This window comes from Pedobacter sp. SL55, assembly GCF_026625705.1.
Taxonomy (GTDB): Bacteria; Bacteroidota; Bacteroidia; order Sphingobacteriales; family Sphingobacteriaceae; genus Pedobacter.
This window is the reverse complement of sequence record NZ_CP113059.1, coordinates 4,207,784-4,227,894: the sequence shown is the minus strand read 5'-3', so window position 1 is coordinate 4,227,894 and position 20,111 is coordinate 4,207,784. Positions and strand designations below refer to the sequence as shown.

The window sequence follows — 20,111 nt, the reverse complement described above, 5'->3', positions numbered from 1 at the left end:
GTGATTTTTGCTCTCCCTTGGTGCCTGTTTATTCGAAATAATTTGGGTTTTTTTTGAAGGTTTCTTGTGTAGGTTACTTTATTTTTGGTAGTCCAAAACAGTGTTTCATGTCGTGGTTTTTCTGGTAGTTTTGTTTGTGTTTCTACTGCCGTTTTAGTTTGTTTTTGCAGGCCTATTTTAATCGCATTTTAGTTGCGTTTTTATTTCATAAAGTGCGACTTTTACTAGTCGTTTTTCTCGCTGTTTTTCGCTTCCCAAATCAAGAAGTTTTTAGGGCGTTTAATTGGTTTTTGGAACTTGCAAAATGACTGGTTTTTGCTGTTTAAAATTGTCTGTTGAAATGAGTTTTTTGGCCTAAAATTCTGATGCTTTTTTAAAGCTTTTTAATTTTTAATATGGATTTAGCCTAGTGTAATAATGTGAAGTTTTTGCGATTATTTTCAGGGGTTATTACGCTCTTTTTTTGCTTAATGTTAGCTTATGTTTTTAGGGGTTTGTATGGTTTTTGGGTCTAGTGAAGAAACAAAATTTGACGAAAAATTGGTCTTTTCAAGTCTTTATGTGAAGTGTTGGCTCAAATAGCTTCGATTTAAGGCTTGAACAGTTGTTCGAACAGTCTATTAGGTTGTTTTGGTTGGTAAGACTGTTAGATGTCTTGTAAATAGATTTTGGGAGGGGTAGTTTCTTAAATTGCAAACAAATTAGCAGCTTTAGCTAAAGGATAACAGATGTTGGAGCCCGTTAAATCATAGCGATAGCTGGCTATAATTTGCATGCTAAGCAGCGTAAATTTGGTGGAACTGTAAGATGCAAAATGGTGTAAAATAGCATAAATTATAAAGCCTTTTCCGTCTTGGCAAGGTTCAGTCCGTACCTATTTATCGGCGAACCAATCTCACAACTATTGCATTACAACAACACTACTGCTTTAAGATTTTTTATTGATATTCAACTTTTGCTCAGGAAAGTAGCGAGCAGAGAAGACTACTATCAACGCCTGCCCGAAAGCTGTAAAATACCTTGATTACTCCAAAATTAACGCTAAAATCGGTAGTGTTAACTAAAAGTTACGCAGCAGTGAGCTTACAAAAAGAAATAATCCTTAATTAGGCGCTAAATAATCTATTTCGGCGCTCTCCGTAACAGATATAGTCCTAGCAAACCAAATATAGCTACTGGTAGTAAATTAGCTAATAAAGGTGGTACGCCTCCTTTGGTAGAAAACATTTTGGCGAACTGGTTTAGTACAATGAACAAAAAGCTCAGCACTATGCCAATTCCTAAAGGCAGGCCTACCCCGCCACGTACTTTTCTGGACGAGAGCGCAACGCCAATTAAGGTAAGTACAAACGCTGATAAAGGTTGTACGTAACGCTTGTATTGCTCAAAAAGCAAGTCGTTCATTACACCAGATCCTCTAATTTTTTCTTTTTTAATTTTATCAGAAAGTTCCTTGCTGGTCATACTTTCTACTACATTGTCGTATACCGAGAAATCATCAGGTTTCATATCCAAAACGGTATCTTTTGTTTTAGAACTGGCATAAACCATGGTTTCTTTTAAATCTTTAATGTTTCTGGTGGTGTAATTGGTCAGCTTCCAAACACGTTTTAAAGAGTCGTAACTAATTTGTTCGGCAACCAATTTTTTCTCTAAAACATCGCCCTTAAAACGGTCTAAAGCAAAGCGGTAGCCGATATTACTGCGGTTGTCAAAATTATCGATATAGATGTAGGTATGCTCATCTATCTTCATGTGTATGTTCGACTTGGTGTAAGGGTCGTTCTTTTTAATTACCTGATTTTCGAAGCTGTTTTTAATCTTATTAGTATAAGGTAATAGGTATAAATTAGATGCTAAGTTGATGGAGAAAATGATAAATGCAGAAATAAAATAAGGCCTTAAAAACCTGTTGAAACTTACACCTCCACTTAAAATTGGCACAATTTCGGTTTGGTCGGCCATTTTTGCAGTAAAGAAAATTACCGCAATAAAGTTCATTAAGGGCGAGAGCATGTTTACATAAAATGGGATAGAACCAGCATAATACTCAGTTACAATTTCCCAGGCGGTCATATCGTTTCCAAGAAAATCATCCAGCTTTTCAGATAAGTCAAAAATTACAATAACCACTACAAATACAGCCAAGGTGTACACAAATGTGCCCAAGTACTTGCCAATAATGTAGGCGTCTATAATTTTCGAACGTCGCTTTAAGAAACCCATTTACAGTTTTGTTCCTAAGATAGTAACCATTTTGTTTTTCCACTCATAAAACTCGCCAGCAATAATTTTTTCGCGAGCCTCGTTTACCAGCCAAAGGTAAAAATGAAGATTGTGTAAAGTTGCAATTTGTGCACCCAAAATCTCTTTGCTGTGCATTAAATGACGTAAATAAGCTTTAGAATATACTTGGTCGGCTAGTAAATCGCTATCCGCGTCAATTGGCGAAAAATCGTTTGCCCATTTCTTGTTGGTAATGTTAATCATCCCATTTCTGGTAAAAAGCATTCCATTACGGGCATTTCTGGTGGGCATTACACAATCAAACATATCTACTCCTAACGCAATATTCTCCAGAATATTGACTGGAGTACCCACGCCCATCAAATATCGTGGTTTTTCGTAAGGTAAAATGTCGCAAACCACTTCAGTCATGGCGTACATTTCTTCGGCGGGTTCGCCTACAGATAAGCCACCAATGGCATTTCCTTCGCGGTCCATTGAGGCAATAAACTCTGCAGATTTTACCCTCAAATCTTTATAAATCGAGCCTTGTACAATAGGGAAAAGTGTTTGGTCGTAACCGTATTTTGGTTCGGTGGTGTCAAACCTATGGCAGCAACGTTTTAGCCAACGGTGCGTCATGTTAATGGAGTTGGCAGCGTATTTATAATCACAAGGGTAGGGCGTACATTCATCAAAAGCCATAATAATGTCGGCACCAATGGTACGCTGAATATCCATTGCATATTCTGGTGTAAACAAATGCTTAGAACCGTCAATGTGCGAACGAAAAGTAACACCCTCTTCTTTAATTTTACGCACTTTGCTTAACGAATACACTTGGTAACCACCACTATCGGTTAAAATAGGCCTATCCCAACCAATAAATTTATGTAAACCGCCAGCGGGCTCTAAAATATCCAGTCCCGGACGAAGGTATAAATGGTAAGTATTGCCCAAAATAATTTGAGCTTTAATATCTTCTTTTAATTCTTTTTGGTGCACTGCTTTTACTGTTCCGGCAGTGCCTACAGGCATAAAAATAGGGGTTTGTATATCGCCGTGAGCCGTGCTAATTACGCCTGCTCTTGCTTTAGAATTAGGATCTTTTGCCTGTAAATTAAATTTCATTCGCTGTTATCTCATCAAAAAAGAAGTGCAAAAATACGATTTATTGTGGTAGGGTAGAAATGTTGTAAGCTCGAAAAGTTTTTTGAAAAGCAAATCATGTGCTATTACTTAACGGTTGTCCCGCTTTTCGCTTTACTTCGGGCAAACACATAGGTTTGCCGCTACGTGTTCGCTACTATCGGGTTTAATTTGCAAATGTTGTGCTGGTGGCAAGCTTTGACAAACCTCAAGCAAATGGGTAAAGGTTTGTCAAAGCTAGCAACCGTAAAAATTACCATAGCTTTATTTGTAGCTTGGGTAGGCTTTACGGTACTTTGCGAAAACTTCTAAAAACTTTGCGGTTAATTTTAACGCAAAGAAAGATATGCCACGCAAAGAATGTAAAGGTTTTTTTCTCTCGTTGGGGTCCTCGCCAATGATTATAATAGCTATAAATACACTAAATATACAAAGGTTTAGGCTCGTGGTTTTTTAGTTTTTAGCACAACAATTGCATTTTAAACCCAATTGCAGCGGCAGCTCCCGATTTTTTCATCGGGACTATAGCGGAAAGTGGGAGTACCGTAGCCGAAAAACTACTACAACTGCTTTTCAAAATCAAAAACTAAAAAACTAAGCCACCAACACGCCAAATTAATTACCTTTGCAGGCTTTAAAATACCATCGTGGAATTTAATATACTCGAAATCTGCTTATTATCGGCGCTCGCAATTTGCTTTTTAATACACCTTTATTATGTATTGGGTGTTCATTTGAAATTGGCGCAATATCGCATTCAGGAATTGCCATCGTCTAATGGTAAGCCTATCAGTATAATTATTTGCGCCCGTAACGAACGCGAAAATCTAGAAAAGTACCTGCCTAGCATTTTTGAACAAGACTACCCTAATTTTGAAGTGGTGGTGGTAAATGATCGCTCTTGGGATGGTACGGCCGATTTTTTAGAGGAGTTAGAAAAGATACATGCCAACCTAAAAGTTGTTCATGTAAGAGAAGGCGAAAAGTTTATAGCGGGTAAAAAATTTGCTGTTACCATGGGCATTAAAGCGGCTAGCCACGATTGGCTGGTTTTTACCGATGCAGATTGTGAACCTGCCACTAAAAATTGGCTAACGGCAATGCAATTGCCTGCCGATAATAAAGTAGAAATTTTGCTAGGTTATTCGCCTTACTTTAAAAAAAGAAGTTTGTTAAACGCTTTGATCCGTTTCGAAACGTTTTTTACGGCGGTTAATTATTTATCGTTTGCTTTAAAAGGAATGCCTTATATGGGCGTAGGTAGAAATATGGCTTACAAGAAATCGTTGTTTTTTAAAAGCAAAGGCTTTGCGGCACACATGCACATTCCTTCTGGCGATGATGATTTATTTGTGAATGCCAATGCAACGCCGAGCAACACCATGATCCAAATTCATAAAGATGCACACGTGTGGAGCGAACCTAAAACCTCGTTTTTAGCTTATTTAAGGCAGAAGAAAAGACACGTTGGTGCTGGGAGTTTTTACAAGACCAAACACAAGTTCATTCTATCTGCGCAAATTACGGTACAATTCTTCTTTTATGCACTTACCATAACTTTGGCCTGTTTTCCTAGTACGCACTTCATTGCGGTTGGCGCTTTTCTTTTGAGTTTAGTTGTGAGGTGTTTTGTTTATCCAAAATTGTTGAAACGCTTAAATTACGGTAGCTTAAGTTGGTGGTTCCCTATTTTAGATATCATTTTGATGTTTTTTTTAGTGCTAAATGCATTGCTATCTGTATTTGTAAAAAAGGTACATTGGAAATAGGGCGGTTTTAGATTTACGACTTACGATTAATTAATGTATGGGGTAGTTAAATTCCTAATAAATGCCAACTGAAAACTAATTCCACTTTCCACTTTTTACTTTTAACTTTGCCCCATGGTAAAACCCGATATCATCTTCAAGTATTTTAAGGATTTAACGCCTACTCAGGTAAAGCAGTTTGAGCAACTTTTTGATTTATATAGTTTGTGGAACTCGCAAATTAATGTGATTTCTAGAAAAGATATTGAGGAGCTGTACGAACGTCACATTTTACATTCGTTAGGTATTGCCAAATTTTGTACGTTTAAACCTGGTGAGAAAGTGTTGGATGTAGGTTGTGGAGGTGGTTTTCCGGGCATTCCGTTGGCTATTTTGTTTCCAGAAACTGATTTTCATTTGGTAGATTCTATCGGTAAAAAAATAAAAGTAGTTACCGAAGTTGCAGCGGCATTGGGTTTAAAAAACGTAAAAGCGTCGCACAGTAGGGCAGAGCAAATTACCGATAAATATAATTTTGTAGTATCGAGAGCGGTAACTCGTTTGGGCGAGTTTTATCCGTGGGTACGAGGTAAATTTGCTAAAGAAAACATCAATGCCGTTAGAAATGGTATTCTTTACCTTAAAGGTGGCGATTTAACCGAGGAGATTAAGGAAAGTAAACTGAAAGCAGAGTTGTATCCACTTTCAGCTTATTTTGAGGAAGATTTCTTTGAAACTAAGTATGTGGTTTATGTGCCGCAGTAACCTAGTTTAACAATTATCATTTTTGTTTTCTTCTACTTTTGGTTTGTATAAAGTCCAAGCTTTGAAGAAAACGTTGTTTCGGTTTTGTGGTGTAGTTTTAGTTGTTGTAGCCTTTTGATGATCTTTCGTTTGGTAGTTGCTAACCCTTTTTAAAGAACTTGTTTTATCTAAATTATCTTTAGGCATCGCTTTTGAGCTATTTCCTTTTATCAATATCCAGCCTTTTCTAGAAGTATTTTTGTTTTGCTTATATGAAACAATATAAAAATAGGTTCCAGCGGCTAGCTCCTTATTGGCTGCTTCGTTAATGTTTCCCTCACTGCCATCCCAGTTATTTTGATAATCTTCACTATGATATACTTCCTTTCCCCATCTATCGTAAACTGCTAAAACCTTGGTTTGCATGCCACCAGCCGATATTACTAATTTATCGCCTTTGCTTCGGTCTATCGAAGTTTGTTCTTTATTGCTGTTATTTGTTTTTTCTTTATTAGCGTCGCTTATATTTTCGTTATGTTTTATTACGGGAGGTGGAAATTTTTTAAGCTTTTTGCCTGAAGGTGGAGCTTCTATGGGTGGAGGTGGAGGACTAATCTGGCCATTCTTAACTTTTGGTGGACTTGCTGGCGCCGCCGATAGCATTATCGGCGGTGGAGGAGTGCTTACTAAGTTCTTCCCAGTAATTACCACAGCACCATTTTTTCCAATTTTACTGCCATACTTTTTTGTTGCTTCAATGCTTGTTGAGATAGGTAATTTCGTCAGCTTCGGCAACGCCGTAATATTTATTTTTATCGGCTACTAGTTTTCCATTAACAATAATTGCCCGCTTTTCTAACGAAATGAAGTTGTTTTTTTCGTCGTACCTATGTTCGGGATAATATACGGGTTTTTCTTGCTTGTTTTTGGGGGTGGTTTGCTGCACTTGTTTTTGTGTGCCAATTTCTAAGAAACCATAGCTTTTGCTAAAACTTAGTGTTGATACACAGAGTAAACCTACGCCAAGCGGAACTGCCAGCAAATATTTGAGCCTTGCCCAATTTGCCGTTTTTTCTTTGTTTAACATGTTAATTCTACTTTTTAATATGGATTGATTGAACAATTGATTGACAAGTGAAGATGAATAAGCGGCCATTGAGTTCTCAATTAAAAACATCGCATATTCATGTTTAGAGATATTTGCAGCAGTAGTTTTCTCGTCGGCAATGTATTCGTGCAAAAGTGTGATATCTTTTTTCATCAAATACACTATCGGATTAAACCAACAGCAGATTTTTAAGAGTTCTAGCAAGAGAATATCCCAACTATGTTTTTGTTTGATATGGATCATTTCGTGCCTTAGCACTGCACTGTTCTTCGCCATTTCTGGATGAATAAATAAGATGTTAAAGAACGAAAACGCGGTATGTTGGGTAGTTAATTCTACTAAAGTATAACTACTTAGTTTTCTTTTGTTGCTGCTTATATAAATCTTAATGATTTTCGAAATCGAGATGATGAATTTCAAGCTTAAAAATAATGCCAAAGCTAAATACCCATAAAAAATGTAATCTTGAGCAGTTAAGGCAGGAGATTTCGCAACCGTGGCAATTTCTATAGTTGCTAGCGGAATTTCGTAAGGTATTTCTTCAATTTCTAGCACTACCGTTGGTTTCAAAAAAGCCAACTGTATTAATGGAATAGCAAAAGCAGCCACAACACTCAATAATAAAAAATATCGATTACTGTTGTAAAAAGTGCTATGCTGCAACAACAGCTTGTACATGCCGTAGAAAACAACCAAATAGAGGTTAGCTTCTAAAAGATAATGGAGCCAGTTCATCACTTTTTATTTTTAAGTTGTTCGGCAATCGCAATAATTTCATCTAGTTGAGCCATATCCATCTTCTTCTCGTTCACAAGAAACGATACCAAGCTTTCGTAACTGTTTTCGAAATAGTTGTTCATTACCTTGTCGAAAGCAAAATGCTTGTACTGCTCTTCGCTAATGGTAGGGAAGTAAATATGCGTATTGCCAACAGCCTTGTGATCTACAAAGCCCTTGCCTTCTAAAACCCTGATTACTGTAGAAACCGTGTTATAGGCTGGCTTTGGAGGGTCCATTTTATCAATTACCTCTTTTACAATGGCTTCTTTTAGTTCCCAAAGTATCAGCATAATTTGTTCTTCGGCTTTTGTTAATTCTCTCATAATGAAGTATCTTGTTGTTTTATAAAGTTAAAACTATAAAAGTAGTTTTCAAACTATTTTTATAGTTTAATATTTAATTATCTGTATTTCAAGTTTTTATTTTTCATCTATCCATGAAACATCAAATAGCGCTTACGTTAATTAACGGAGTAGGTGCACTTATCTCCAAAAAACTGCTACAGCATTTTGGTAGTGCCGAAGCCGTATTTTCTGCTACCCATAAACAATTGTTAAACATTGACGGAATAGGCAAGAAAACTGCCGAAGCCATTGTAAATACTAACGCATTAGAGTTGGCAGCGCAAGAGTTGGCTTTTATAGAAAAGCATCAAATACAGGTGTTGTTTTATAATGATGAAAGCTATCCTAAGCGATTGAAGAGCTGCTATGATGCACCTCTGCTGCTTTACTATAAGGGAAATGTAGATTTGAACAAGACCAGAATTGTGAGTATTGTTGGTACTCGTAATGCAACAGCTTATGGTAAAATGCTTTGTAAACAACTCATAGAAATACTCAAACCTTACGATGTGCTAATCAGTAGCGGACTTGCCCATGGCGTTGATGCCGCGGCACATAAGGAGAGCGTCTTAGCAAATGTGCCTACGGTTGGTGTTTTGGGCCATGGTCTAGATCGAATATATCCAGCCGCTCATCGAGAATTAGCGGCGAAGATGCTTAAAAATGGTGGGTTGCTTACCGAATTTCTGCCAGGCACTAATCCAGATCGCGAAAATTTCCCCAAACGAAACAGAATTATAGCTGGCATGGCCGATGTGACAATAGTGGTTGAAGCGTCGATCAAAGGAGGTGCGCTCATTACCGCCGAAATTGCCAATTCATACAATAGAGATGTCTACGCTTTTCCGGGAAGAGTAAATGACGAGTTTTCTGAGGGATGTAATTTCCTTATCAAAACCAATAGGGCAGGTTTAATTAATCATCCGCAAGATTTGATCTATTATTTAGGTTGGGATGAAGAAACTTCAACAAAAAAAGCTCCGGTGCAGGTGCAGTTACCTTTAGATTTAAATAAAGACGAAAGAACGGTTTGCGAAGCACTGTTAGGATCTGCTTTGGCTGTAGATGACCTTTTTGTAACCACCAATATTCCGCAAAGTAAATTGGCCATTATTCTTTTAACACTCGAAATGAGAGGAACTATTATCGTTTTGCCAGGTAAATTATACAAGTTGGCTTAGTTTTGCCATAATACTCATTCCAAATACGGGATGCACAGATTTATTTGCTTTATAAAAATTAAAAAAAATCTGTGCATCTGTGGCTTATAAACACATCACGCCAAATTTATAACATATTTAGTATATCATTTTTGTAGATTATAGAATTAAATTTTGTTTTGATATTTTTTTTGAAATTTAATTTTAAATAAATATTAATCTCGAAATACTTATTGCTGTTCGTTACTTTTGTAACATGTGGTATAACAATATATTAGAAACCATTGGTAACACGCCTTTGGTAAAACTGAATAACATCGTAAAAGATATTCCGGCTACCGTTTTGGCGAAAATAGAAACTACCAACCCAGGTAATTCTATTAAAGACCGTATGGCTTTAAAAATGATTGAAGATGCAGAACAAAGTGGCAAACTTAAACCAGGCGGTACCATTATCGAAGGTACATCGGGCAATACGGGTATGGGCTTGGCCATGGCAGCCATTATTAAAGGATACAAATGTATTTTTACCACTACAGACAAACAATCTAAGGAAAAAGTAGATGCTTTGCGTGCTTTTGGAGCCGAAGTAATTGTTTGCCCAACCAACGTAGAGCCAGAAGATCCGCGTTCTTATTATTCGGTATCTTCTCGTTTAGAACGTGAAGTGCCAAATTCTTGGAAACCTAATCAATATGATAATTTAGCCAACTCACAAGCGCATTATGAGCAAACTGGACCTGAAATTTGGGAACAAACCGAAGGCAAGATTACGCATTTAGTAGTTGGGGTAGGTACGGGAGGTACCATTTCTGGTACCGGTAAATATTTGAAAGAGAAAAACCCTAACATCAAAATTTGGGGCATAGATACCTACGGTTCGGTATTTAAAAAATATAAAGAAACCGGTATTTTCGATAAAAACGAGATTTATCCTTACATCACAGAAGGCATTGGAGAAGATTTTTTACCAGCAAATGTAAATTTCGACGTCATCGACTTATTCGAAAAAGTAACAGATAAGGAAGCGGCATTAATGACCAGAGAAGTTTGTCGCCAAGAAGGAATTTTCGTTGGCAATTCCGCAGGATCAGCAGTTGCGGGTTTATTGCAGTTGAAAGATCAATTAAAACCCGAAGATGTAGTAGTTATTATCTTCCATGACCACGGTAGCCGTTACATGGGTAAAATGTATAATGAAGACTGGCTGCGTGAACGTGGTTTCTTAAAAGACGAAAAGCTAACAGCTCGTACTATTCTTGCTAAAAAAGATACGGGAGAAATTGTAACTATAGATTGTGAGAAAACAGTTTCTGAAGCCTTTAATACCATGAGCACGTTAAACATTTCTCAAATTCCGGTAACGCAAAAAGGAATGCTAGTGGGTAAATTAGAAGAAAGTGACATCCTAGCTGCCTTGTTAGAAAACCCAAGCGTAAAATCTGCTAAAGTAGAAGATATTATGGGAGCAACTTTCCCATTTGTAGATTTGAATACTTCTATAGATCGCTTATCATCCCTAATTAATAAAGATAACAGTGCGGTTTTAGTAGAGTTAGAAGATGGCAAGTTTGATATCATTACGCAGTACGATATCATCAATGCGATAAAAGGATAGATTTTAAGTTAAAAGTCTAAAGTAAAAAGATTGGTTTATTGCCAATCTTTTTACTTTAGCAATAATAATAGTCTGCTTAACAGAAAAAGATAATATGCTTGGTGTAAGACTTATGAAGTTTCTGAAACTTCGTAAGTCTGTAAACGACTGAGGCTTGCGTCATCTCTATTGTAATGGATAGATCTTTGAAATAGTTGTTAATAATTGTTTTCAAAGATTTAACTTCGTTGATTTTCAAGTCTCGACTTCATGTTGTTCCGCTCGAAACGACCTTGACAAAGCATTCTGTCAATCACGCTACAAATAATTATCCTTCGTCACTTCCCAAGTCCAAGGTTTTTTAAAATCCATTAAAGTTCTTGGGCTGCCAAAAACTAAAATGTCTTCGTCTACCGAGTTTAAGATGTTGCGGTTAAAAATGCTTCCCACAATCGTTTTAATGGTTCTATCTACAAAATCATACTGTTTATCTACCATTTCGCCGCTGTCTTTATGGTAGTAAACATTGTTGGCCGCTACCAAATTCCATTGTTTTTTATCGTAGGCAAACTGGTAATTGAGTTTCCAACGCCAATCGTTGCCTCCTTCAAATGAAAGGGTAAACTTATTGCTGTCGATACTAAGGTTTTTTAATGGGTCGCCCATTTTACCGCCTTCTTCAGATCTTAACACAAAATCATTGTTTTGAGCAGCTAGTTGATAAACTCCATTTTTTTTGAAATAAACTGCCAAAATTCGAGGCTTTTGCGTTTCCGTAATCAACTCAACTTCGTAATTTCCATAGGCTCGGTCTTCATCTACAGCGGTAAGGTGTTCTAAAATCAGTACCAAATCTTGCTGCTTGTCTTGGTTAAGGTCGCCTTGTGCAGAATCTAATAGTTTCCATTGCTTCGGGATTAGGCGAGATACCTCTTTCGCTTGGTTTGCAAGCTTAGGGAATATGAATTTTTGTGCCCAGCTTTGGTTCGAAAAAGTAAGTAACAGAAAAAATATCAGCCATCTCATTCCATACCAACGCTTAAAATACTATTTTAGCATAATTGCGTTGTAACTTGTCATTCCAACGTCGTGAGGGATCGTTAGTCTATTGTTTTAACTTATAGATTTCTCACTATGTTCGAAATGGCGGCAAGGCAAAACCAAAATATAATCAACCTATATGGATTTGACATTTAATAAAAACGAAGATTACAACAAGCAACAAGTTTATGAGCTAAAGACCAAGCTGAAGAAAGTTTACTTGGGTGGAGGCGAAAAAAGTGCTGCTAAACAAAAAGAAAAAGGTAAGCTGTTGGTAAGAGAGCGAATTGCTTATTTGTTGGACGAAGATAAGCCAGTAATTGAATTGGGCGCTTTTGCTGCTGATGGAATGTATGAAGCAGAAGGCGGTTGCCCTAGTGCTGGCGTGGTAGTAAAAATTGGCTACGTTTCTGGGCGGCAATGTGTAATAGTTGCCAATGATGCTACGGTTAAAGCTGGGGCTTGGTTCCCGATGACGGCAAAGAAAAATCTGCGTGCCCAAGAAATCGCCATGGAAAATCGTTTGCCCATCATTTATTTGGTAGATAGTGCAGGTGTTTACTTGCCAATGCAGGATGAAATTTTCCCTGATAAAGAACATTTTGGACGTATTTTTAGAAACAACGCCATCATGTCTTCTGAAGGAATTGTACAAATTTCGGCAATAATGGGTTCTTGCGTTGCGGGCGGTGCTTATTTGCCCATCATGAGCGACGAAGCCATGATTGTAGATGGAACGGGTTCTGTGTTTTTAGCAGGATCTTACTTGGTAAAATCGGCCATAGGCGAAGATATCGATAACGAAACTTTGGGTGGTGCTACCACGCACTGTGAAATCTCTGGCGTTACCGATTACAAACATCCTAACGACCAAGCTTGCTTAGATAGCATTCGAAACATCATGAGTATGCTAGGTGCGCCACAGCAAGCAGGTTTTGATAGGGTAAAATCGGCTTTGCCCAAATTAAATGAGCAAGATATTTACGGAATTTTGCCTGATAACCGCGAAAAGCCTTACGATATGAAGGAGATTATTTTGCGTTTGGTAGATAATTCTGATTTTGAAGAATACAAAGAATTGTACGGGCAAAGCATTATTTGTGGTTTGGGGCGTATAGATGGTTGGGCAGTGGGTATCGTGGCCAACCAGCGCAAAGTAGTAAAATCTAAAAAAGGCGAGATGCAGTTTGGCGGAGTAATTTATTCTGACAGTGCCGATAAAGCCAGTCGTTTCATCATGAACTGCAACCAAAAGAAAATCCCTTTGGTGTTTTTACAAGATGTAACTGGATTTATGGTGGGTAGTAGATCTGAGCATGGCGGTATCATTAAAGACGGTGCTAAAATGGTAAATGCGGTTTCCAATTCTGTGGTGCCTAAATTTACCATTGTGGTGGGCAATTCTTATGGTGCGGGTAATTATGCCATGTGTGGTAAGGCGTACGATCCGAGGTTAATTTACGCTTGGCCTAGCGCTAAAGTGGCAGTAATGGGAGGTGCGCAAGCAGCAAAAGTATTGTTACAAATTCAAGAGAGTGCGCTAAAAGGTAAAGGCGAAACGTTAGAAGAAGAAACAAAAAATAAATTGCTGAACGATATTACTGATAGATACAACTCGCAAACTACGCCTTACTATGCGGCATCACGTTTATGGGTTGATGGTGTAATAGATCCTTTGGAAACTAGAAAAGTAATCTCGATGGGAATTGAAGCGGCAAACCAAGCACCAATTACCAAACCTTTTAATGTTGGAATAATTCAAACCTAATATGATGCTGAAATATAAGTTATTGATCTTTTTATCGTTTTTAGCCACCATAAATGTATTTGCGCAAGCAAAGCCAATTTATTTCAATGGTAATCGAATTACTACTGATAAAGATAGGGCAACATCTTATGGTGTATATGGCAAATTAAGTACCCAAGATTTGTGGGTGTTAAAACGCTACGATTTAGATGATAACCTAATGTTTACGGGCGCCTATAAAGACGAGCAACTGACCAAGCCACATGGTAAGTTTATTTTTTACTGCAGTATTTTCGATTACAATTACCAGAACTTCGCCAATTTTAAAAATGAAAGCACCGATAGGTATATTACCCAACAGGGCGAGTTTGTAGATGGTTTAGAGCAAGGTAAATGGACTGATCATTTTCCAGACGGCAAGATTATGGGCTACCGCAATTATAAAGATGGAAAGCTAGAAGGAGAAATTGCTTTTTTTAACTACAAAGGTAGAAGAATGCTGCTTGGCCACTATAAAGATGGTTTACGGACTGGCATTTGGTACGACTTAAAAAGAAAATTAAAAGAGGTATTTGAGGATGATAAACTGATAAGTTCTACTAAGCTTAAAAAATCCGAAATACGAGAAGTAGAGTAATTTAACTAGAAAATGAATTTAATTTAGCTGCTTCGTAACTAACAAAAATAATCATGCGCCTATCGCTAACTTCCCTATTTATTTTAATTTTTGGCCTACAATTGATGGCTCAAAATGCGAAGCAAATCCATCATAAAGCTATTATGGTAGATACGCATGGCGATATTTTATTTAACCAAGTACAATCTGGAATTGATATCGGGCAATTGCAAAAAACTGGAAATTTTGATTTGGTAAGGGCAAAGCAAGGCGGATTGGATGTACAGGTTTTTTCGATATGGTGTGATGAAAAAGGTGGTTTTGATATGGCCAACCGACAAATCGACTCGCTATATGCGCTCATTAAGAGATACCCCGATAGAATTACGCTGGTAAACAGCGCCCAACAGCTAGAAAATGCCGTAAAGCAACAAAAATTGGCTGCGCTAATTGGGGTAGAAGGTGGCCACATGATAGAAAACGATCTCTCTAAATTAGAAGCTTTGGCTAAACGTGGGATGATTTACCTAACCTTAACTTGGAATAATAGCACACCTTGGGCCAGTTCGGCAGCGCAAGAAAGCAAGGGAGAAATAGCCATGCCCGGTTTAAGTGATTTCGGAAAATCTGTAGTGCGCAAATTAAACGAACTTGGTGTTTTGCTAGATTTATCGCACGTTGGTGAACAAACTTTTTTTGATGCCATCAAATTATCCACTAAACCCGTTTTGGTATCGCACAGTTGTGCTTATGGTATTAACCCGGTGCATCGTAACTTAAAAGACGAGCAAATTAAAGCTGTTGGCAAAAATGGTGGAGTAATTTCTATCAACTTTTATAGTGGCTTTTTAGATCCTACCTACTCAGCAAAACAGCAAAATTTCTTGATTAAGCACAAACCCGAGCTAAAGGAACTAAGTGATAAATATGGACGATCGAAAGCTATTGATACGCTAATTGCCAAATATCAAAGTGAAGCCGATGAGAACAGACCTAGAATTGACAGAGTGATAGATCATATTGATTATGTGGTTAAATTGATTGGCGTAGATCATGTGGGCATAGGTGCCGATTTTGACGGAGCAGAGTCGTTTCCACAAGGGATGGAAAGTGTTGCCGATTTCCCCAAAGTAACGGAAGCGCTCTTAAAAAGAGGTTACAGCGAGGCTGATGTTTATAAAATATTGGGCGGTAACTTTGTGAGGCTACTGCGAGAGAATAAAGGGGGGTAGTCCGAAAGTCGGGAAAGTGTTTAGTCCGGAAGTTGGAAAGTCGGGAAGTTAGAAAGTGTGATGATGTAGTTGGTTAACTGTTTAAATTGTTAAGCTGTAACTGATCCCTAACTTCTAATCCCTAATCCCTTTATAAAATTTTTAAATTGCTTGAATGTTGAAATATCTAATTGCTCTTCTTTTAAGTGGCCTATTGTTGGGTTGTCGTAGTAAAGATCAACTCTGTGTTGGAATCTATAATAATGATTTAGAAATGATGATTTATGAGCAAGCTGATAAAATGCCTTTCTATAAAAATGGAACAGTTGGTGCTTTTACGCGTTTAACACAAATAATTCCAGCAGATACTATGTTAACAGCTGTTAATTTAGAATTTATAGTTTTGCCAGATGGAAAAATTTCAAATTTCCAGGTATACGGAATGAATAATACTAAATTAAACATAGAAGAGAAATCTTTAGAAACTATTAAAATGGATACTTGGATACCAGGAGAATGTAACCATCAAAAAGTTGCAGTGAAAATGAGGTTTCCTTTAAAATTAGATTTTCAAGAATAACAATAAAGCAATTTTACAATAAAACAATTGTCTACTGGCTTTCGGTCAATTAAATTCCTAAATTAATCCCTAACTCCTAATCCCTAGTTCCTAATCCCTAGTTCCTAATCCCTAACCACTCCAATAATTATCTCCACAATTTCATCTTTCTCCACAAGTGTTGCGCTTTATTAGTTAAAGTTTAAATTTGCATCACAAAATACACGCAATGTCACAACAAGAAGAATTAGAGCACATAGAGTGCCTTATCATAGGCTCGGGTCCAGCAGGTTATACAGCGGCAATTTATGCAGCAAGGGCCGATTTAAAACCAGTAATGTACACCGGTATGGAAATGGGCGGTCAGCTAACCCAAACTACCGATGTAGATAATTTCCCAGGTTACCCTGACGGAATTATGGGGCCTGAGATGATGGAAGACTTTAAAAACCAAGCAGAACGTTTTGGTACGCAAATTCGCTTTGGTTATGTAAGTTCGGTAGATTTTTCTTCGCTACCTCATAAAGTAACGGTTGACGAAAGCAAAACTATTTTGGCCGATACGGTAATTATAGCTACTGGCGCTAAAGCTAAATGGTTAGGTTTACCAAGTGAGCAACAATATAACGGTTTCGGTGTTTCGGCTTGTGCCGTTTGTGATGGTTTTTTCTTTAAAGGCCAAACGGTAGCTATTGTAGGTGCTGGCGACACCGCTGCCGAAGAAGCCACCTACTTAGCAAAACTTTGTAAAAAAGTGTATATGTTAGTGCGTAGAGACGAGTTCCGTGCTTCAAAAGCAATGGTACATCGTGTATTAAATACCGAAAATATTGAAGTGCTTTACGATACCCAAACTACCGAGATTATTGGCAATGGCAAAAATGTAACTGGCGTTAAAGTTTTCAACCATAAAACAGAAGAAGCTAAAACTTTAGATATAGAAGGTTTCTTCGTAGCTATTGGCCATAAACCTAACACAGACATTTTTAAAGGTTGGTTAGATATGGACGATACAGGTTATTTGCAAACTGTTCCGGGTACATCTAAAACCAATGTAGAAGGCGTTTTTGCCTGTGGTGATGTGCAAGATAGCATTTACAGACAAGCGGTTACTGCCGCAGGTTCTGGCTGTATGGCCGCTCTTGATGCAGAAAGATATTTAGCAGCAAAGGCTGATACAAAGTAAAATTTTGTTAAATGATATTTTAAAACCTTTCTAATTTAGTTTAGAAAGGTTTTTTTATGTTTTGATTTTTTTCTTTTCGCTAAACTTTAAAAGTTTTATCTTGTAGACCAATAAAGAAGTTAAGTGCTTATCTTTCTTTAAAAACCAAATCTTAAATTAAACCAAAAATTAATGAAAAAGTTGTTTCTTACGGCTGTAGCAGCATTTTATTTTTCAAGTCTGAGCGCTCAAACAGATGCGAACATGGGTATTATACCTGCACCTGTATCTGTTGTTAAAGCATCAGGTTATTTTATATTGAATGATAATGTTGTTATATGTGCGCTACCTTCAGATAGAGAAGTTGCACAAGCACTTAAAACGTTCTTGTCGTCAAAAGGAATTACGGCAAAAATAGTTTCTGCAAAAATGCCGTTAACGGCAAAACAAAAAGCGATTATTTTAAATAACGATTTTGAAAATAAATTGCCTAACGAAGGTTATCAAATAGCTGTAAACGGAAACAGGGTTATGCTAAAGGGCAAAAATGCAGGGTTGTTTTATGCTATGCAATCGTTTCTACAAATGTTCCCTAACGAGCGGGTAAAAGGTGTTTACAGTATTCAAAACGTAGAAATTAACGATTATCCCCGTTTCACTTACCGTGGTTTGCACTTAGATGTTGGTCGTCATTTCTTTCCACTTTCTTTCATCAAAAAATATATTGATGTAATGGCAACTTATAAGTTAAATAACTTTCATTGGCATTTAACCGAAGATCAGGGCTGGAGAATTGAAATTAAAAAATATCCTAGACTAACCGAGGTTGGCGCAAGTAGAAACGGGACTATTATTGGTGTATATCCAGGTTCTGGAGGTACTGATAATGAAGTTTACAAAGGTTATTACACCCAAGAAGAGGCCAAAGAAATTGTAGCCTACGCCGCTTCAAAATACATCAATGTTATTCCAGAAATTGAATTGCCGGGTCACGGTTCGGCAGCCATAGCGGCATATCCAGAATTAAGCGCTTTTCCAGAAAGGGACACTTACATTGGTGCCGATTGGCCCTGGTCTGGCCCTAGAACTGGTAAACAGGTGCAGCAAACGTGGGGTGTGTTTGATGATATTTTTGTGCCTTCAGAAAATACTTTTAAGTTTTTGGAGAATGTATTGGATGAAGTAATCGCCATTTTTCCATCAAAATATATCCACATTGGAGGCGATGAAGCACCAAAAAAATACTGGAAGGAATCTGAATTTTGCCAGCAGCTGATTAAAGAAAAAGGCTTGAAAGATGAGCATGGTTTGCAAAGTTATTTCATCCAAAGGATAGAAAAGTAAGCTTGAATGGTAAAGGTCGTTCTATCATTGGTTGGGATGAGATTTTAGAAGGTGGTTTGGCACCAAACGCTACCGTAATGAGCTGGAGAGGCGAGAAGGGTGGTATAGAAGCGGCACAGCAAAACCACGATGTGTTGATGACGCCAAGTACCAATGGTTTGTATTTCGATCACAAACAGTCTACCGCCGAAGACGAGCCTTTAACCATAGGCAGAAATGGAAAAGGCTTTGCACATTACACCAAAGTTTATAATTACGATCCAGTTCCGGCGGTACTTACTGCAGAGCAGAAAAAATACATCAAAGGCGTGCAAGCCAATTTATGGACCGAATACATTGAAACGCCTGCAAAAGCTGAGTATATGATTTTTCCTAGAGTTTTTGCCTTAGCTGAAATTGCTTGGACACCATTGGAAAAGAAAGACTTGAAGAATTTTAGCGAAGAACGTTTAGCATTGCACTTAGCTAGATTAGATGAAACAGGAACTAACTTTTGGGTACCTACAGCTGTTGGCCAACCAAATAAAGAAGTAACTGGAGAAAATCACGTTATCAATTTGCAATCTCCAATCATTGGTGCTAAAATTTTCTACACGTTAGATGGTTTCCGACCGTCGGAAAATGCCGCAGAATATACATCGCCAATAAAAATAAATGTACCACAAGGCAAGAAAAAAGTTTTGAAAACGATTGTAATTACCCCAAGCGGAAAACGTAGCGTAGTTGCCGAAACTGTTTTTAATAACAGCGCAGAAATTAAATAAGAACCGCAAAGACACAAAGCACACGGAGTAATAAAATTAAAAAACTTTGTGTTCTTTGTGTCTTTGTGGTTGATTGGGCTCGCAATTGACAAATTATTGCTTTACACTATTTTGTAAAAACACTTAAAACACATAAATTGGCATTTCATATTTACAACTCATGGTTTTTAAGGACATATTAAAATCAGTATTTGCCCTAATGGCGGTTGCTATCATTATAAGCGCTTGCTCTGATAGCGACAAACCTTTAGCAGTTGAACAAAAAATAGTAGAAACTAAAGCGCCAAACCCATTTCCATTTTATAAAAGTATAGAGATTAAACCCGGCTATTATTTTGAAGTAGTGAGTTGGGGAAAAGGCGTAGATAGCGTAGGTGGTTTTCTGATTTTAATGTCTGATTCTACTAAGCAAAACTATAAATCTATTGCTGTAGAACGAGAAGGCATCATTACCGATGCTTGGAATATGGATCTGGACAACGACGGCAATCCAGAAATCTACATACAAACCTTAGTGCGTAAAAATGTAGCCGATGTAAATGTTTACGAATATGCTAATGAGTTTAATAAAATAAGTTTTCCGGGAATTAGCACCATGAAAGGCTACAAAGGCGATGATAAATTCTTCGTTAAGAATGGAGATTTGTTTAGGTCGGTGCCTACGGTACAAGTGGATAGTGGTAAAACTACCACTTTGGTTAAAACTTTAAAATATAGATTGTCTGGTAATAGTTTTTCTTCTTCTGAGGTTAAGCCGGGAGAAGAGTAAAAATTTTCATTGCCGTTGGTTTCAACCAATGGCAATAAA

Annotated in this window: 18 protein-coding genes; 12 read left to right on the top strand and 6 right to left on the bottom strand. The window is 37.5% G+C overall.

Going from position 1 to position 20,111, the window contains the following annotated elements:
* Positions 1-1,122 precede the first annotated feature (1,122 nt).
* Positions 1,123-2,226 (bottom strand): LptF/LptG family permease, encoded by a 1,104-nt coding sequence (locus OVA16_RS18970; protein ID WP_267762533.1) that lies wholly within the window; start codon positions 2,224-2,226, stop codon positions 1,123-1,125.
* On the bottom strand, positions 2,227-3,357 hold the full coding sequence (gene tgt / locus OVA16_RS18965; RefSeq protein WP_267762532.1) for a tRNA guanosine(34) transglycosylase Tgt: 1,131 nt from the start codon (positions 3,355-3,357) through the stop codon (positions 2,227-2,229).
* Positions 3,358-4,022: 665 nt separating this feature from the next.
* Here tgt and OVA16_RS18960 point away from each other — a divergent pair.
* Complete coding sequence (locus tag OVA16_RS18960; RefSeq protein WP_267762531.1) at positions 4,023-5,144, top strand: glycosyltransferase; 1,122 nt, start codon at positions 4,023-4,025, stop codon at positions 5,142-5,144.
* Positions 5,145-5,258: 114 nt separating this feature from the next.
* The gene (gene rsmG, locus OVA16_RS18955; protein WP_267762529.1) at positions 5,259-5,888 is read left to right on the top strand and encodes a 16S rRNA (guanine(527)-N(7))-methyltransferase RsmG; all 630 of its coding nucleotides are present in this window, start codon (positions 5,259-5,261) and stop codon (positions 5,886-5,888) included.
* Between the two features lie 6 nt (positions 5,889-5,894).
* Here the strand turns inward: rsmG and OVA16_RS18950 are convergent, their stop codons facing one another.
* Genes OVA16_RS18950 through OVA16_RS18940 form a run of 3 tightly spaced genes read right to left on the bottom strand, consistent with a single transcriptional unit; the run spans position 5,895 to position 8,078 of the window.
* Entirely contained in the window at positions 5,895-6,662 is a 768-nt protein-coding gene (locus OVA16_RS18950; RefSeq protein ID WP_267762527.1) for a gliding motility-associated C-terminal domain-containing protein, read from the bottom strand.
* On the bottom strand, positions 6,622-7,710 hold the full coding sequence (locus tag OVA16_RS18945; RefSeq protein WP_267762525.1) for a M56 family metallopeptidase: 1,089 nt from the start codon (positions 7,708-7,710) through the stop codon (positions 6,622-6,624). The genes OVA16_RS18950 and OVA16_RS18945 overlap by 41 nt, the downstream gene beginning before the upstream one ends.
* Complete coding sequence (locus tag OVA16_RS18940) at positions 7,710-8,078, bottom strand: BlaI/MecI/CopY family transcriptional regulator (RefSeq protein ID WP_267762524.1); 369 nt, start codon at positions 8,076-8,078, stop codon at positions 7,710-7,712. The genes OVA16_RS18945 and OVA16_RS18940 overlap by 1 nt, the downstream gene beginning before the upstream one ends.
* A 113-nt stretch (positions 8,079-8,191) precedes the next feature.
* Here OVA16_RS18940 and dprA point away from each other — a divergent pair, with 113 nt between their 5' ends.
* Entirely contained in the window at positions 8,192-9,280 is a 1,089-nt protein-coding gene (dprA, locus tag OVA16_RS18935; RefSeq protein ID WP_267762522.1) for a DNA-processing protein DprA, read from the top strand.
* Between the two features lie 235 nt (positions 9,281-9,515).
* Positions 9,516-10,877, top strand: a complete 1,362-nt coding sequence (locus OVA16_RS18930) for a pyridoxal-phosphate dependent enzyme (protein ID WP_267762520.1) — start codon at positions 9,516-9,518, stop codon at positions 10,875-10,877.
* Between the two features lie 297 nt (positions 10,878-11,174).
* Here OVA16_RS18930 and OVA16_RS18925 read toward each other — a convergent pair whose 3' ends face one another.
* On the bottom strand, positions 11,175-11,882 hold the full coding sequence (locus OVA16_RS18925) for a hypothetical protein (protein ID WP_267762519.1): 708 nt from the start codon (positions 11,880-11,882) through the stop codon (positions 11,175-11,177).
* A 154-nt stretch (positions 11,883-12,036) separates the two neighbouring features.
* Here OVA16_RS18925 and OVA16_RS18920 point away from each other — a divergent pair, with 154 nt between their 5' ends.
* The 8 genes from OVA16_RS18920 to OVA16_RS18885 all read left to right on the top strand — a co-directional run bounded on the left by OVA16_RS18920 (position 12,037) and on the right by OVA16_RS18885 (position 20,072).
* Positions 12,037-13,665: an acyl-CoA carboxylase subunit beta gene (locus tag OVA16_RS18920; protein ID WP_267762518.1), complete on the top strand. Its 1,629-nt coding sequence runs from the start codon at positions 12,037-12,039 to the stop codon at positions 13,663-13,665.
* Position 13,666: 1 nt separating this feature from the next.
* Positions 13,667-14,281 (top strand): toxin-antitoxin system YwqK family antitoxin, encoded by a 615-nt coding sequence (locus tag OVA16_RS18915; protein ID WP_267762517.1) that lies wholly within the window; start codon positions 13,667-13,669, stop codon positions 14,279-14,281.
* A gap of 53 nt (positions 14,282-14,334) precedes the next feature.
* Positions 14,335-15,492 (top strand): dipeptidase, encoded by a 1,158-nt coding sequence (locus tag OVA16_RS18910; RefSeq protein ID WP_267762515.1) that lies wholly within the window; start codon positions 14,335-14,337, stop codon positions 15,490-15,492.
* 154 nt (positions 15,493-15,646) lie between these two features.
* Positions 15,647-16,051: a hypothetical protein gene (locus tag OVA16_RS18905; RefSeq protein ID WP_267762513.1), complete on the top strand. Its 405-nt coding sequence runs from the start codon at positions 15,647-15,649 to the stop codon at positions 16,049-16,051.
* Between the two features lie 208 nt (positions 16,052-16,259).
* Complete coding sequence (gene trxB / locus OVA16_RS18900) at positions 16,260-17,216, top strand: thioredoxin-disulfide reductase (RefSeq protein ID WP_267762512.1); 957 nt, start codon at positions 16,260-16,262, stop codon at positions 17,214-17,216.
* Between the two features lie 171 nt (positions 17,217-17,387).
* Positions 17,388-18,539: a beta-N-acetylhexosaminidase gene (locus OVA16_RS18895; RefSeq protein WP_267762511.1), complete on the top strand. Its 1,152-nt coding sequence runs from the start codon at positions 17,388-17,390 to the stop codon at positions 18,537-18,539.
* A gap of 2 nt (positions 18,540-18,541) precedes the next feature.
* Positions 18,542-19,303, top strand: a complete 762-nt coding sequence (locus OVA16_RS18890; RefSeq protein WP_267762509.1) for a family 20 glycosylhydrolase — start codon at positions 18,542-18,544, stop codon at positions 19,301-19,303.
* A gap of 160 nt (positions 19,304-19,463) precedes the next feature.
* Complete coding sequence (locus OVA16_RS18885) at positions 19,464-20,072, top strand: hypothetical protein (protein WP_267762508.1); 609 nt, start codon at positions 19,464-19,466, stop codon at positions 20,070-20,072.
* The last annotated feature ends 39 nt before the right edge of the window (positions 20,073-20,111 follow it).